Annotated in this window: 11 protein-coding genes; 10 read left to right on the forward strand and 1 reads right to left on the reverse strand. The window is 71.9% G+C overall.

What is annotated here, in order from left to right:
* The 5 genes from ACFVVO_RS06825 to ACFVVO_RS06845 form a co-directional block, all read left to right on the forward strand.
* Positions 1-434 (forward strand): alpha-glucosidase C-terminal domain-containing protein (locus tag ACFVVO_RS06825; protein WP_390052374.1); only part of this gene is annotated, 434 nt, incomplete at its 5' end.
* Positions 431-2,149, forward strand: a complete 1,719-nt coding sequence (gene treS, locus ACFVVO_RS06830; protein ID WP_390052376.1) for a maltose alpha-D-glucosyltransferase — start codon at positions 431-433, stop codon at positions 2,147-2,149. The genes ACFVVO_RS06825 and treS, both read left to right, overlap by 4 nt.
* A gap of 30 nt (positions 2,150-2,179) precedes the next feature.
* Positions 2,180-3,544, forward strand: a complete 1,365-nt coding sequence (locus tag ACFVVO_RS06835; RefSeq protein WP_390052378.1) for a maltokinase — start codon at positions 2,180-2,182, stop codon at positions 3,542-3,544.
* A 4-nt stretch (positions 3,545-3,548) separates the two neighbouring features.
* Positions 3,549-5,756, forward strand: coding sequence for a 1,4-alpha-glucan branching protein GlgB (gene glgB / locus ACFVVO_RS06840; protein ID WP_390052380.1), 2,208 nt, complete (start codon positions 3,549-3,551; stop codon positions 5,754-5,756).
* Between the two features lie 91 nt (positions 5,757-5,847).
* Positions 5,848-6,936, forward strand: a complete 1,089-nt coding sequence (locus ACFVVO_RS06845) for a glutamate--cysteine ligase (protein ID WP_390052381.1) — start codon at positions 5,848-5,850, stop codon at positions 6,934-6,936.
* Between the two features lie 37 nt (positions 6,937-6,973).
* On the opposite strand, the gene ACFVVO_RS06850 is transcribed toward ACFVVO_RS06845, so the two are convergent.
* Positions 6,974-7,207 (reverse strand): DUF6480 family protein, encoded by a 234-nt coding sequence (locus ACFVVO_RS06850; protein WP_359553176.1) that lies wholly within the window; start codon positions 7,205-7,207, stop codon positions 6,974-6,976.
* Positions 7,208-7,358: 151 nt separating this feature from the next.
* Here ACFVVO_RS06850 and ACFVVO_RS06855 point away from each other — a divergent pair, with 151 nt between their 5' ends.
* From ACFVVO_RS06855 to ACFVVO_RS06875, 5 genes are all read left to right on the forward strand, one after another.
* Positions 7,359-9,263 carry an AMP-dependent synthetase/ligase gene (locus ACFVVO_RS06855; RefSeq protein ID WP_390052383.1) on the forward strand — a complete coding sequence of 635 codons (1,905 nt, stop codon included), beginning with the start codon at positions 7,359-7,361 and terminating at the stop codon, positions 9,261-9,263.
* 197 nt (positions 9,264-9,460) lie between these two features.
* A complete protein-coding gene (locus ACFVVO_RS06860; RefSeq protein WP_390052384.1) occupies positions 9,461-9,895 on the forward strand; it encodes an ATP-binding protein in 435 nt (144 codons plus the stop codon).
* A 213-nt stretch (positions 9,896-10,108) separates the two neighbouring features.
* Entirely contained in the window at positions 10,109-11,482 is a 1,374-nt protein-coding gene (locus ACFVVO_RS06865; RefSeq protein ID WP_390052385.1) for an NAD(P)/FAD-dependent oxidoreductase, read from the forward strand.
* A 93-nt stretch (positions 11,483-11,575) separates the two neighbouring features.
* Positions 11,576-11,785, forward strand: a complete 210-nt coding sequence (locus ACFVVO_RS06870; RefSeq protein ID WP_390052387.1) for a DUF4287 domain-containing protein — start codon at positions 11,576-11,578, stop codon at positions 11,783-11,785.
* A 96-nt stretch (positions 11,786-11,881) separates the two neighbouring features.
* Positions 11,882-14,098 (forward strand): FUSC family protein, encoded by a 2,217-nt coding sequence (locus tag ACFVVO_RS06875; protein WP_390052389.1) that lies wholly within the window; start codon positions 11,882-11,884, stop codon positions 14,096-14,098.
* The last annotated feature ends 22 nt before the right edge of the window (positions 14,099-14,120 follow it).

A 14,120-nucleotide genomic window follows, 5' to 3' on the forward strand; every position in this document is an offset into this window, starting at 1 on the left:
ACTCCGAGAAGTACCAGCTCAAACACCGGGACTGGGAAGCCGCCGCACGCGAGGGCCGCACCATCGCCCCCCTCATCACCCGGCTCAACACCATCCGCCGGCAGCACCCCACGCTGCAGCGTCTGCGGAACCTCCGCTTCCACCGGACGGACAACGACAACGTGCTCGCCTACAGCAAGAGCACGGGCCCGGACACGGTCATCGTGGTCGTCAACCTCGACCCGCACCACACCCAGGAGGCCACGGTCTCGTTGGACATGCCGCAACTCGGCCTGGACTGGAACGCCGACCTGTCCGTGCACGACGAACTGACAGGTGAGAGCTATCACTGGGGCAGGACCAACTACGTGCGTCTCACGCCCGGCCGGACGCCGGCGCACGTGCTCCACGTCGGGCGATCGACGCCCCAGATCGGAGGGCCCTCAGCGTCATGACTGTCAATGACCCCGTGCCGGACACTTTCGAGGACACTCCCGCCAAGGACCGGGATCCGGAGTGGTTCAAGCGCGCCGTCTTCTACGAGGTGCTCGTTCGCTCGTTCCACGACAGTGACGGCGACGGCATCGGCGATCTCAAGGGCCTGACCGCCAAGCTCGACTACCTCCAGTGGCTGGGAGTGGACTGTCTCTGGCTGCCGCCGTTCTTCAAGTCCCCTCTGCGGGACGGTGGTTACGACGTCGCCGACTACACCGCCGTACTGCCCGAGTTCGGCGACCTGGCGGACTTCGTGGAGTTCGTGGACGCGGCGCACCAGCGCGGCATGCGCGTCATCATCGACTTCGTCATGAACCACACCAGCGACCAGCACCCGTGGTTCCAGGAGTCCCGCAAGGATCCCGCCGGTCCCTACGGCGGTTACTACATGTGGGCCGACGACGACAAGAGTTACGAGGACGCGCGGATCATCTTCGTCGACACCGAGGTCTCCAACTGGACCTTCGACCCGGTGCGCGGCCAGTACTACTTCCACCGCTTCTTCTCCCACCAGCCGGACCTCAACTACGAGAACCCGGCCGTCCAGGAGGAGATCCTGGCCGCCCTGAAGTTCTGGCTGGACCTGGGCATCGACGGCTTCCGTCTCGACGCGGTCCCCTATCTCTACGCGGAGGAGGGCACCAACTGCGAGAACCTGCCGGCGACGCACCAGTTCCTGAGGCGGGTCCGCAAGGAGATCGACGCCCAGTACCCCGACACGGTCCTGCTGGCGGAGGCCAACCAGTGGCCCGAGGACGTGGTCGACTACTTCGGCGACTACGCCTCCGGCGGCGACGAGTGCCACATGGCGTTCCACTTCCCCGTCATGCCGCGCATCTTCATGGCCGTACGCCGCGAGTCCCGTTACCCGGTCTCCGAGATCCTCGCCAAGACCCCCTCGATCCCGTCGAACTGCCAGTGGGGCATCTTCCTGCGCAACCACGACGAGCTGACCCTGGAGATGGTCACCGACGAGGAACGCGACTACATGTGGGCCGAGTACGCCAAGGACCCGCGGATGCGCGCCAACATCGGCATCCGCCGCCGCCTCGCCCCCCTGCTCGACAACGACCGCAACCAGATCGAGCTGTTCACCGCCCTCCTGATGTCCCTGCCCGGCAGCCCGATCCTGTACTACGGCGACGAGATCGGCATGGGCGACAACATCTGGCTCGGCGACCGCGACGCCGTCCGCACCCCCATGCAGTGGACCCCCGACCGCAACGCCGGCTTCTCCTTGTGCGATCCGGGGCGCCTCTTCCTGCCCACCATCATGGACCCGGTCTACGGCTACCAGGTCACCAACGTCGAGGCGTCCATGTCCTCCCCGTCCAGCCTGCTCCACTGGACGCGCCGCATGATCGAGATCCGCAAGCAGAACCCCGCCTTCGGCCTCGGGTCCTACACCGAGCTGCAGTCGTCCAACCCGGCGGTCCTGGCGTTCCTGCGCGAGTACGGCGACGACCTGGTGCTGTGCGTCAACAACTTCTCCCGGTTCGCGCAGCCCACCGAACTCGACCTGCGGGCCTACGACGGACGGCACCCCGTGGAGCTGATCGGCGGGGTGCGGTTCCCCGCCATCGGTGAACTGCCGTACCTGCTGACCCTCGCGGGCCACGGCTTCTACTGGTTCCGGCTCACCCGAGTCGCATCCCGCATCGGCCGCCGCCGCTAGCGCCCGGCGCCGAGGAAAGGACGCGTCACCATGCCGAAGACCATCACCCTCCGACCGAGAACCGCGGCCGAAGCCGACCGGCCGCTGGCCTCGCTGGGCGGGCTGCTGCGCGAATGGCTGCCCGAGCAACGCTGGTTCGCGGGCAAGGACCGGCCCGTCACCGATCTGTCGGTGCTGTCCGTGACCGAGCTGTTCCCCGGGTGCCTGCACCTGCTGGTGCACGCCTCGCACGCGCCGGTGCCCACACCGGGCGGCACTCCCCCGCCCGGCGACTGCTACCAGCTCCTGCTCGGGCTGCGCGAGCACGTCGCCCCGCGGCTGGAGCGGGCGTTCATCGGCCGGGCCGGGGAGGGACCGCTGGCCGGACTCGCCGTCTACGACGCCCTGCACGACCCGCGCTCCGCCCATCTGCTCCTGGAGCGGCTGCGCCGCCCAGGCTCGGCGGGTCCGCTGCGCTTCGAGACCGCCCCGGCCCTGGAGCTGCCCGGCGGGCTGCCGCCGCGGCTGCTGGACGCCGAGCAGTCCAACTCCTCGATCGTCTACGGCGACGCGTACATCCTGAAGCTGTTCCGCCGCATCCAGCCGGGCGTCAACCCCGACCTGGAGGTGCCCGGCGCGCTGGCCGCGCAGGGCTGCGCCCGGGTGCCGGCCCCGGTCGCCTGGTTCAGCACGACCGCTCCCCGGCCGGCCACGCTGGGCGTGCTGCAGCCGTTCCTGCCCGACGCGACCGACGGCTGGACGCTGGCCCTGCGCGCGCTCGCCTCCGGCGACGACTTCACCACCGAGGCCCGCGAACTGGGCCGGGCCATGGCCGAGGTGCACCTGGCGCTGGCCGAGGCCTTCCCGCCCGCCGGACCGGGCGAGAACGGGCATACGGCGGAGGCGATGTGCGCCCGGCTGGACGCCGCCGCGCACGCCGTGCCGGGGCTGCGGCCCTACATCCCCGGGCTGCGCGCCGCGTTCGGCGCGCTGGCCACCTGCGACACCGGGCCGCCCGCCCAGCGCATCCACGGCGATCTGCACCTCGGGCAGGTGCTGCGCGCGGGGCGCGACTGGTTCGTCATCGACTTCGAGGGGGAGCCGTCCCGGCCGCTCGCCGAGCGGCGGGCCGCGCAGTCCCCGGTGCGGGACGTGGCCGGGATGCTGCGCTCCTTCGACTACGCGGCCCGGCAGCGCCGCCCCTGGCGTCCCGAGTGGGCGCGCCGCTGCCGGGAGGCGTTCTGCGCGGGCTACGCGGCCCGCGCCGGCTGGGACCCACGCAAGAAGCACGCGCTGCTGCGCGCGCACGAGACGGACAGGGCGGTCTACGAGGTGCTGTACGAGGCGAGACACCGACCGGACTGGCTGCCGGTACCGATGGCGGCGATCAAGCGGCTCGCCGTGTGGGGAGGCTGACGTCATGGGACTGCGCGACACCGTGCTTCCCGAGGCCGCCGGACCCGCCGCGGTCGCGGCCCCGGCGCTCGATCCCGCGGAGCGCGACCGCCTGCTGGGCGGCGCTCACCACGACCCGCACGCCGTGCTGGGCGCCCACCCGGTGCCGGGCGGCGTCCTGTTCCGGGCGCTGCGCCCGAACGCCCGCGCCGTGAGCGTCGTGGCCGACGGCGAGCACCAGGACCTCGCCTCGGAGGGAGGCGGTCTTTTCGCCGCCGTCCTGCCGTACGACGAGATCCCGTCCTACACGCTGCGGGTGGTCTACGACGACGGCGAACAGGAGACGCACGACCCGTACCGCTTCCTGCCCGCGCTCGGCGAGCTGGACCTCCATCTGATCCGCGAGGGCCGGCACGAGCGGCTGTGGCAGGCGCTCGGCGCCGAGCCCATGACCCACGGCGACGTGGCGGGCACCCGCTTCACCGTCTGGGCGCCGAACGCCCAGGGCGTGCGCGTCGCCGGGGACTTCACGTACTGGGACGGCACGCAGTACCCGATGCGCTCCCTCGGCGCGTCCGGCGTGTGGGAGCTGTTCCTGCCCGGCATCGGCGAGGGGGCGCGCTACAAGTTCGAGATCACCTCGCGGTACGGCGACCGGTTCCTCAAGGCGGACCCGATGGCGCGCCGTACCGAGGCACCGCCCGACACGGCCTCCGTCGTGACGGCCGCGCACCACGAGTGGGGGGACGGGGACTGGCTGGCGCACCGCGCCGACACCCCGGTGCACGAGGCGCCGTTCTCGGTGTACGAGGTCCATCTGCCGTCCTGGCGGAAGGGGCTGACCTACCGGGAACTGGCCGAGCAGCTCCCGGCGTACGTCAAGGACATGGGCTTCACCCACGTCGAGCTGATGCCGGTCATGGAGCACCCCTACGGCCCCTCCTGGGGCTACCAGGTCACCTCCTACTACGCCCCGACCGCCCGGCTCGGCACCCCGGACGACTTCCGGTACTTCGTGGACGCCTGCCACCGGGCCGGGATCGGCGTGATCATGGACTGGGTGCCGGCGCACTTCCCGAAGGACGACTGGGCGCTGGCCGGCTTCGACGGGGACCCGCTGTACGAACCCGGGGACGCCCAGCGTGCCACGCATCCGGACTGGGGCACGTTCGTGTTCGACTACGGGCGTACCGAGGTGCGCAACTTCCTGGTCGCCAACGCGGTGTACTGGTGCGAGGAGTTCCACATCGACGGACTGCGCGTGGACGCCGTCGCCTCGATGCTCTACCGGGACTACTCGCGCGACTCCGGGCAGTGGACGCCGAACGTCTTCGGCGGCCGGGAGGACCTGGACGCGGTCGCCTTCCTGCAGGAGATGAACGCGACCGTCTACCGGCGCTGCCCCGGGGTCGTGACCATCGCCGAGGAGTCCACCGCCTGGGACGGGGTGACCCGGCCGACGGACGGCGGCGGGCTCGGCTTCGGGCTGAAGTGGAACATGGGCTGGATGCACGACTCGCTGGAGTACATCCAGAAGGAACCGGTGCACCGCAAGTACCACCACAACGAGATGACCTTCTCGATGGTGTACGCCTACACCGAGAACTACGTCCTGCCCATCTCCCACGACGAGGTCGTGCACGGCAAGCAGGCGCTGGTGTCCAAGATGCCGGGCGACTGGTGGCAGCGGCGGGCCAACCACCGTGCCTACCTCGGCTTCATGTGGGCGCATCCCGGCAAGCAACTGCTCTTCATGGGCCAGGAGTTCGCGCAGGGCGGCGAGTTCTCCGAGGCACATGGGCCCGAGTGGTGGCTGCTGGACGCGGACCACTGCGCGGCCGGTGACCACCGCGGTGTGCGGGACCTGGTCCGGGACCTGAACACGCTGTACCGGGACACCCCCGCGCTGTGGCAGCGGGACACCGACCCGGGCGGCTTCCGCTGGGTGCTGTGCGACGCGGCCGACGACAACGTCTTCGCGTTCCTTCGGTTCGACGCCGGCGGGTCCCCGCTGCTGGCGGTGTCGAACCTCTCCCCGGTCGTCCGGCACGACTACCGCCTGTGGGTGCCCGAGGAGGTTCCCGCCTGGGCGGAGGCGCTGAACACCGACGACGTCCGCTACGGCGGCGGTGGTGTCGGCGTCGGTGCTCCCGGGGCGCTCAAGCCCGAGGACGGGTTGCTGCGGCTCACCCTGCCGCCGCTCGCCACGATCTGGCTGAGCCCGGAGCGCTGACCCGCAGGTGTCGACCGCCGCCCCAGGGGCAGTCGGGGTCGTACAGACTCGCGGCTGCCCCTGGGGGCACGGACGGAAGGACGGCACGACCTTGCGCACGGTGGGAGTGGAGGAGGAACTCCTTCTGGTCGACCCGGACAGCGGCGAGCCGAGGGCACTGTCGGCCGCCGTCCTGGCCCGCGCCGCTCAGGACGATCCCGGACAGGACGTCTTCGAGAAGGAGCTGTTCGGGCAGATGCTGGAGTTCGCCACGCATCCGCAGTCGGACATGGCGGCTCTCGGCGCGGAGATCGTGCGCTGCCGCAAGGAGGCGGCGCGGCACGCCGGGGAGATCGGCTGCGCGGTCGCCGCGCTCGCCAGCTCCCCGCTCCCGGTCAGCCCGTCGATCAGCATGAACGACCGCTACCAGTGGATGGCCGGGCAGTACGGCATCGCCACCCAGGAGCAACTGGTGTGCGGCTGCCATGTGCACGTGTCGGTGGAGTCCGACGAGGAGGGCGTCGCCGTCCTCGACCGGATCCGGCCGTGGCTGCCGGCGCTGACCGCGCTGAGCGCCAACTCGCCCTACTGGCAGGGGCAGGACACCGGTTACGCCGGCTACCGCAGCCGGGTGTGGGGGCGCTGGCCGTCGGCGGGGCCGACGGAGCTGTTCGGCTCGGCCGAGCGGTATCACCGCCGGGTGAAGGACATGGTGGCGACCGGGGTCATCCTGGACGAGGGGATGGTCTACTTCGACGCCCGGCTGTCCGCGACCTACCCGACCGTGGAGGTGCGGGTGGCGGACGTGTGCCTGCGCGCGGACACCGCCGTCCTCGTCGCCACGCTGGTCCGCGCCCTGGTGGAGACGGCGGCGCGGGAGTGGCGGGACGGCCGGGCACCGGCCGACCACAGCGTGAGCCTGCTGAGGCTGGCGGCCTGGCAGGCCGCCCGGTCCGGCCTGGACGAGAACCTGCTCGATCCCCGCACCCTGCGGCCCCGTCCCGCCGCCGAGGTGCTGCGCGCGCTGCTGGAGCACACCTCGGACGCGCTCGGGGAGAGCGGGGACGCGGCCCGCGTCGAGGAGGCCGTCGAGGCGCTGCTACGCAGGGGCAACGGCGCCCGCGAGCAGCGGCTGCTGATGGAGCGCGGCGGCAGCCTGCGGGACGTCGTCACCGAGTGTGTGCGCCGCACACAGGACTGACGACGCCCGCCCTGTGCCGACCGCGCCCGCCGGTCCTTCAGAGGATCAGGACGAGGGCGTAGACCAGGAAGAAGGCCGCGATAAGAGCGACGAGGACGAGGATGAGCGTCAGCGGCGCCTTGGCCCAGCCCTTGGTCGGATTGTGCGTCTCCCGGGGCCCGGCCTCCGGCATGCTGCTCTCGGCGGGCGGTGTCTCGCCTGGCGGGACTCCGCCTCCGGGTTCCAGCCCGGTGGTCCGCTCGGGCTCCGGATCGGGGTTCACATGAGTCATGCCTCCCGAGTCCCCCGGACACGCCCAGATCATCACCCGATCACGACTTGCCTGATCCGGGTCCCGAAACCGGTTCCCTGGGCTAGATTCGAGCACCGCCGGCACAGAGCCGACCGGCGGAGTCACCCTCCGTACACCCCGGGAGCAGCGCATGCGCGACGACGCCCTCGCTCCAGCAGCAGCACGCCGGCTGACCGGCGGGCTCGCCGACAGTGTCTTCGAGACGGCGGAACGGACCCCGGCCCTGCCGGTCCTGGCCCGCCGTTCGGACGCGGCGCCCGGCGGGTGGGAGGAGGTGACGGCGGTCGAGCTGCGCGACGAGGTGACCGACCTGGCCAAGGGCCTGGTGGCCGCCGGGATCTCGCCCGGGCACCGGGTGGCCCTGATGGCCCGGACCCGGTACGAGTGGACGGTGTTCGCCCACGCGCTGTGGACCGTCGGTGCCGAGGTCGTCCCGGTGCATCCGATGTCCTCGCGGGACCAGGTGGAGTGGATCCTGCGGGACGCCGACTGCGTGGCGATCGTGGTGGAGGACGAACAGGGCGCGATGACCGTGGGCACCGTGTGCGCGGGTCTGCCGCGCCTGCGGCACGTCTGGCAGCTGGACGCGGGCGCCCTGCCCCGGCTGGCCGAACAGGGCGCGCTGGTCCCGCCGACCACGGTGGACTCGCTGCGCCGGATCGTGCTGCCGGACGCGACGGCGGCCATCGCCTACACCTCGGGCACCTCGGGCCGGGCGCTGGGCTGCGCGCTGAGCCACCGCGGCCTGGCCTACCCGTGCGACACCCTGCTGGCCGGCTGGGGACACACCGCGGCGCCGCCGGGCGAACAGCCGTCCGTGCTCGCCTTCCTGCCCTTCTCCCATGTGTACGGGATCATGATCCAGCAGGTGTGCCTGCGCGGCGGGGTGCTGATGGCGCACGAGCCCGAGATGACCGGGGCCGCTCTCACCTCGGCGCTGCGCGCCTTCCGGCCGACGTATCTGTACGGGGTGCCGTCTGTGTTCGAGAAGCTGTACAAGACGTTCCTGCGGACGGCCCACCAGGAGGGCCGCGGCGCCCTGTTCGAGCGGGCCGCGCAGACCGCGCGGGACTTCGCCGGGGCCCAGGAGCGCAAGCGGCTCGGCCGCGGACCGGGCCCCGGACTGGACCTGCGGCTGCAACACGCCCTGTACGAGCGGACGGTGTACCGCAAGCTGCGCGAGGCGCTCGGCGGCCGGGCGACGCGGGGCAGCTCGGGCGGCTCGTCGCTCAGCCGCGAACTGTCCCTGTTCTACGAGGGCATCGGCCTGCGCCTCCACGACGGCTACGGTCTGACGGAGAGTTCCGGCGGGATCACCATGCAGCCGCTCGGCCGGGAGAAGTCCGGGACCGTGGGCCGTCCGCTGCCGGGGACCGAGGTCCGGACCGCCGACGACGGGGAGATCCTGGTGCGCGGCCCGTCGGTGTTCCAGGGATATGTCGGCGACGAGGGACGCACCCGGGGCGCGCTGCGCGGCGGCTGGCTGGCCACCGGGGACATCGGCCGGCTGGACTCCGAGGGGTATCTGACGATCACCGGCCGCAAGAAGGACGTCGTCGTCACCAGCAGCGGCAAGAGCGTGGCGCCGGCACCGCTGGAGCAGCGGCTGCGGCTGCATCCGCTGGTGCACCAGGCGGTGGTGGTGGGTGACGACCGGCCCTGTGTGGGGGCCCTGATCACCCTGGACCCGGAGTTCCTCGCGCACTGGCGGGCGTCGCTGGCGCTGCAGGGCGAGTCGCCGGGCCGTGAGGCTCGCGAGGAGAGCGCGCTCATGGAGGAGATCGCACGGGCCGTCGCCTCGGCCAACAGCGCGGTGTCCCGCGCCGAGTCCATCAGGGTCTACCGTGTCCTCCCGGAGCCGTTCGCCCCGGACAACGGTCTGCTGACGCCGTCGCTGAAGCTGCGTCGCGACGCCATCGCGCGGCATTACGCCGCCGAGATCGACGCGATGTACGAGGCCCGGTCCCGGGCGGCGCGGCGGCCGTCCGCGGAGGAGCCGGCCGACTGGGACGAGTCGGACGACGTCTTCCGTTAGTGGGTGCGCGCGGCCCGCCGGGGGGTGCGCGCGGGCCGCCGGGGGAGGGTCCGGACTCCGTGCGGGGCCCCGGGACGCGAACGGGACGGATATCCGGCCCGGCTTTGGGAACCCGCAGCAGGGAGTGATCAGCAACGACGACCGCCCTGGTCGGAAGGGGCCGCCCGGCCCCCACCGCCGGGGCCGGGGAATGCGAGATGTCGACGGAGCCGCGTTGGGATGAGACACCGCCCTCGGAGGAGAGGTACGAGCGTACGTACTCCTTCTCGGGCGAGCTGCGCAATGTCACGGGTGCCCGGCTCGCCGCCGAGGAGTTCCTGTGCGACCTGGCGCGGAACGCCCCTCCCGCCGCGCCGGAGTACTGGGACGACATCCTCCTGGTGGTCACGGAGCTGGCCGCCAATGTCATCCAGTACGCTCCCGGGCCCTTCGGCCTGCACATGCGCCGCACCTTCGACGGGGTGCACGTGACGATGCACGACACCAGCACCACCCGGCCCGAGCCGCGGCCCTTCCACCCGAACGCGGGCGGCGGCGGCATCGGCTGGCATCTGGTGCACACGCTGTGCGACCAGGTGAGCGTCGTGGTCCAGGACGAAGGCAAGGACATCCACGTGTTCCTGCCCTGGTGACGGCGCACACGGACCGTTCCCGGTGGCGACGTGTAGTCGTGCGGGATACGGATACTCCGGCTCCGCGGGGACACGCCGGTGCCCCCCACGCGTTCGTCTGCCTGCCGCACCCGGCTGGCGGAACGGTCCGGGTCGCGATGGGATCGAGATGGTCACAGCGATCCGGGGCAGGCGAACGACGTCGAGTCGGACCGCCTGGAGCCGCAGAGAGGGATGGACACCGTGACACGACCCAGGATCCTGGTGGTTGGCGCAGGCTTCGCCGGAGTCGAGTGCGTCCGCCGCCTGGAGCGGAAACTCACCCCCGACGAGGCCGACGTCACCCTGGTGACGCCGCTCGCCTATCAGCTCTACCTCCCACTGCTCCCCCAGGTCGCCTCCGGCGTGCTCACGCCGCAGTCGATCGCCGTGTCGCTGCGCCGCAGCAGCAAGTACCGCACCCGGATCATCCCGGGCGGCGCGATCGGCGTGGACCTGAAGTCGAAGGTCTGCGTCGTGCGCACCATCACCGACAAGATCGTCAACGAGCGGTACGACTACATCGTGCTGGCGCCGGGCAGTGTGACCCGCACCTTCGACATCCCGGGGCTCACCGAGCACGCCTTCGGGATGAAGACCCTCGCCGAGGCCGCGTACATCCGGGACCATGTCATCTCGCAGCTCGACCTCGCGGACGCAAGCGACGATCCGGCCGAGCGGGCCGCGCGGCTGCAGTTCGTGGTGGTCGGCGGCGGCTACGCGGGCACGGAGACCGCGGCCTGTCTGCAGCGGCTCACGCACGCGGCCGTGCGGCGCTACCCGCGGCTGGATCCGGGCCTGATCAAGTGGCATCTGATCGACATCGCGCCGAAGCTCATGCCGGAGCTGGGCGACAAGCTCGGCCGCAGCGCGCAGGAGATCCTGAAGCGGCGCGGCATCGACGTCTCGCTGGGCGTGTCGATCGACAAGGCCGGCGCGGAGGAGGTCACCTTCACCGACGGCCGGGTGGTGCCGACCCACACCCTCATCTGGACGGCCGGTGTGGTCGCCAGCCCGCTCATCGCCACGCTGGGCGCGGAGACGGTCCGGGGCAGGCTCGCGGTGAACGCCGAGATGAACCTGCCCGGTCACGACGGGGTGTTCGCGCTCGGCGACTCGGCGGCCGTGCCGGACGTGGCCAAGGGCGACGGCGCGGTCTGCCCGCCCACGGCCCAGCACGCCCTGCGCCAGGGCAAGAAGGTCGCCGACAACGTCATCGCGGCGCTGCGCGACCAGCCGCTCGAGCCCTATGCGCACCGTGACCTGGGGCTCGTCGTCGACCTCGGCGGCAAGGACGCCGTGTCCAAGCCGCTGGGCGTCGAGCTGCGCGGTGTCCCGGCCCAGGCGGTGGCCCGCGGCTATCACCTCGCAGCGCTGCGCACCAACGTCGCCAAGACGCGGGTCGTGACCAACTGGTTGCTGAACGCGGTCGCCGGCGACGACTTCGTGCGCACCGGCTTCCAGGCGCGCAAGTCGGCCCGGCTGAAGGACTTCGAGTGCGCGGACCCCTATCTGACTCCGGAGCAGGTGCGCGCCCAGGTGGAGGGGCAGACCGCGGACAACTCCTGATGTGACCGGGATCACCGGGGACCGCCGATCGCTTTCCAGCCGGTCGGCGGTCTTTCACAGTGATCAGGAACCGTGGCACGGAGGGACACCGGCATGACCGAGAAGACCGTGAAGGGCCCGGCGAGCTACTTCCCCGCGATCGAGAGGAAGTACGGCCGTCCGGTGGGCGAGTGGCAGGAGCTGATCCGCTCCTCGCCGCTGACGCGGCACATGGAGCTGGTCGCCTGGCTGAAGGACGAGCACGGTCTCGGCCACGGCCACGCCAACGCCCTGGTGGCGCACACATCGGCCGAGGACGAGTAGTCCGGGTCCTCGTGCCATGCTGGTTCGTAGATCAAGTACTGGCACGGGAGAGAGCGCGGCGGCGTGAGGGAAGCGGTTCGGTCGGGGTGGGCACGGATGTGGGACCGGCTGGCCGCGTCCGATCCCGGACTGCTCAGGCTCACCGCGGGTCTGCGCACGGTGACCGCCATCGCCCTCACCCTGGCGGTGCTGGGTGTGCTGCTGGTCCCGGTGCCGCAACTGGTCGCGGGGGCCATCTCGGCGATGGTCGCGACCTTCGCCATCCGGGAGAAGCAACGCTCCCAGCAGGCCGTCACCCTCGCGCTGGGCCTGCCGGTGGCACTCGCCTCGGTCTCGCTGGGGGCGCTGCTCAACCAACGGGTCGTCGCGGGCGACCTGTTCGTCGTCGTGCTCATCTTCTGCGCGGTCTACGGCCGCAGGTTCGGCGACCGCGGCACGGCGCTGGGCCTGGTCGGCTTCCAGGTCTACTTCCTCTCGCTGTTCGTGCACGCGACCCCGGCCACGCTGCCCGCCCTGTACGTCGTGATCACCTTGGCGTTCGGCTGCGCCGCCCTGGCCCGCTTCGTCCTGCTGCCGCAGACCCCGGCGGGCACCCTGGACCGGCTGCGGCGCGCTTTCCGCGCCCGGCTGGGCCAGCTCTTCGGCACCCAGCTCGAGCTGCTGGACGCCGGTCCCGACGACGTGGACAAGGTGCTCCAGGAGCTGCGCACCCGTACCGCGCGGCTGCACGAGACGGCGCTGATGATCCAGGGCCGGCTGGCGGACGGCACCGCCGACGAGGCGACGGCGCGGCTGCTGCAGCGCCGGATCGCGGACGCCGAGATCGCCGCCGAGCGGCTCGGGCTGCTGCTGCTCACCGCGCGCAGCGCCGAGCGGAGCAACACCCTGACCCTGCACCTGCCCGGCGCTCCCCTGCCCTCCTGTGGCGAGCTGCCGGTGCGCGACGGGGCCACGGCGCAGCTGCGCCGGGATCTGGCGGCGCTGCGCCTGCTCGTCCTGCGGCCGGCCGGCGAGGCCTCGGGGACGGCGCTGGCGCACCTGCGCAACCGGCTGCTCGGCTACCGCGAGGAGGAGAACCTGCCGAAGGCCTCACCGGCCGTGCAGGACGTCTTCCGGGGCATCGGTGAGGCCGGGCGGGCCGTGCTCGGACTGCGGATCGCGCTGGACGGGCCGCAGGACGAGTCCGACGACTCCCCTGCGACGGCCCGCTCCCGCGAGGAACTGGACGCCGAGGACGCCGCCATCGAGGGCAGCGAGGAGGACGAGGCCGACAAGCCGGAGCCGGCCGGGCTGGGACGGCCCACCACCCGGGCCGCCGTACAGGTCGCGGTCGGTTCCGCGCTCGCCATCGCCGGTGGCGAACTGCTGTCCAGCCAGCGCTGGTACTGGGCGGTGCTGACCTGCTGGATCGTGTTCATCAACACCTCCTCCACCGGCGAGATCCTGGTGAAGGGCTACCGGCGCCTGCTCGGCACGGTGCTCGGCGTGGTGGCCGGCATCGGGCTCGCCGGACTGGTCGGGAACCACACGTGGACGGCGTTCGCGCTGGTGCTGCTGTTCGTCTTCACGATGTTCTACACCGCGCCCCTGTCGTACACGCTGATGTCGTTCTTCGTCACGGCGATGCTGGGGCTGCTGTACACGCTCCTGAACACCTACAGCATGTCGGTGCTGGTGCTGCGGGTGGAGGAGACGGCGCTGGGCGCGGCCTGCGGGGTGATCGCGGCGGCGGTGGTGCTGCCGATCCACACCGACCGGCGCACCAACGACCTGCTCGCCGACGTTCTGGAGAAGCTGGCGGAGGTCACCCGCGCCGCCGCGGACCAGCTCAGCGGCGGACTGCCGGTCGACCTGGTCGACAAGGCCCGCGAGCTGGACCAGGCGCTGGCCGATCTGCGGGCCGCCACCCAGCCGTTGACCCACCCGGTCACCCCGCTGCGCTCCCGCCGCGACACCGCCCGCTACGTCATGGCTCTGCTGGAGACCTGCGCGTACCACGCCCGTTCCCTGGCGGCCACCGCCGAGCTGCTGCCCACGCACGCGTCCATAGCGGCGGATCCGCGGCTGCGCACGGTGGGCCGGCGGATCGTGCAGAACATCGAGGCGATCGCCGCGCACGTGGCGGACCCGCGGTCGGCGGCGACGATCGAGACCGGCCCCAGCATCGCGTCCCTGCTGGAACCGGGCACCCTGCGCAGCCCGCGCTACGGCCGGGTGACCGACCGGGTGCTGCGCCATCTGCAGCGGCTGGACGAGGCGGTGTCGGGCCTGGGCCGTCCGCTCGGGGTCACGCCCGAGCCCCGCGTGAAGTGACCGTTCACCCGGACCGGGCCCG

This window comes from Streptomyces sp. NPDC058145 (assembly GCF_042884245.1).
Taxonomy (GTDB): Bacteria; Actinomycetota; Actinomycetes; order Streptomycetales; family Streptomycetaceae; genus Streptomyces.

Coding starts and splice junctions, on each gene's coding strand:
- treS (WP_390052376.1), top strand. CDS start 431: ATGACTGTCAATGACCCCGTGCCGGACACTTTCGAGGACACTCCCGCC.
- ACFVVO_RS06860 (WP_390052384.1), top strand. CDS start 9,461: ATGTCGACGGAGCCGCGTTGGGATGAGACACCGCCCTCGGAGGAGAGG.
- ACFVVO_RS06835 (WP_390052378.1), top strand. CDS start 2,180: ATGCCGAAGACCATCACCCTCCGACCGAGAACCGCGGCCGAAGCCGAC.
- ACFVVO_RS06850 (WP_359553176.1), bottom strand. CDS start 7,207: ATGACTCATGTGAACCCCGATCCGGAGCCCGAGCGGACCACCGGGCTG.
- ACFVVO_RS06865 (WP_390052385.1), top strand. CDS start 10,109: ATGGACACCGTGACACGACCCAGGATCCTGGTGGTTGGCGCAGGCTTC.
- ACFVVO_RS06875 (WP_390052389.1), top strand. CDS start 11,882: ATGTGGGACCGGCTGGCCGCGTCCGATCCCGGACTGCTCAGGCTCACC.
- ACFVVO_RS06855 (WP_390052383.1), top strand. CDS start 7,359: ATGCGCGACGACGCCCTCGCTCCAGCAGCAGCACGCCGGCTGACCGGC.
- ACFVVO_RS06870 (WP_390052387.1), top strand. CDS start 11,576: ATGACCGAGAAGACCGTGAAGGGCCCGGCGAGCTACTTCCCCGCGATC.
- glgB (WP_390052380.1), top strand. CDS start 3,549: ATGGGACTGCGCGACACCGTGCTTCCCGAGGCCGCCGGACCCGCCGCG.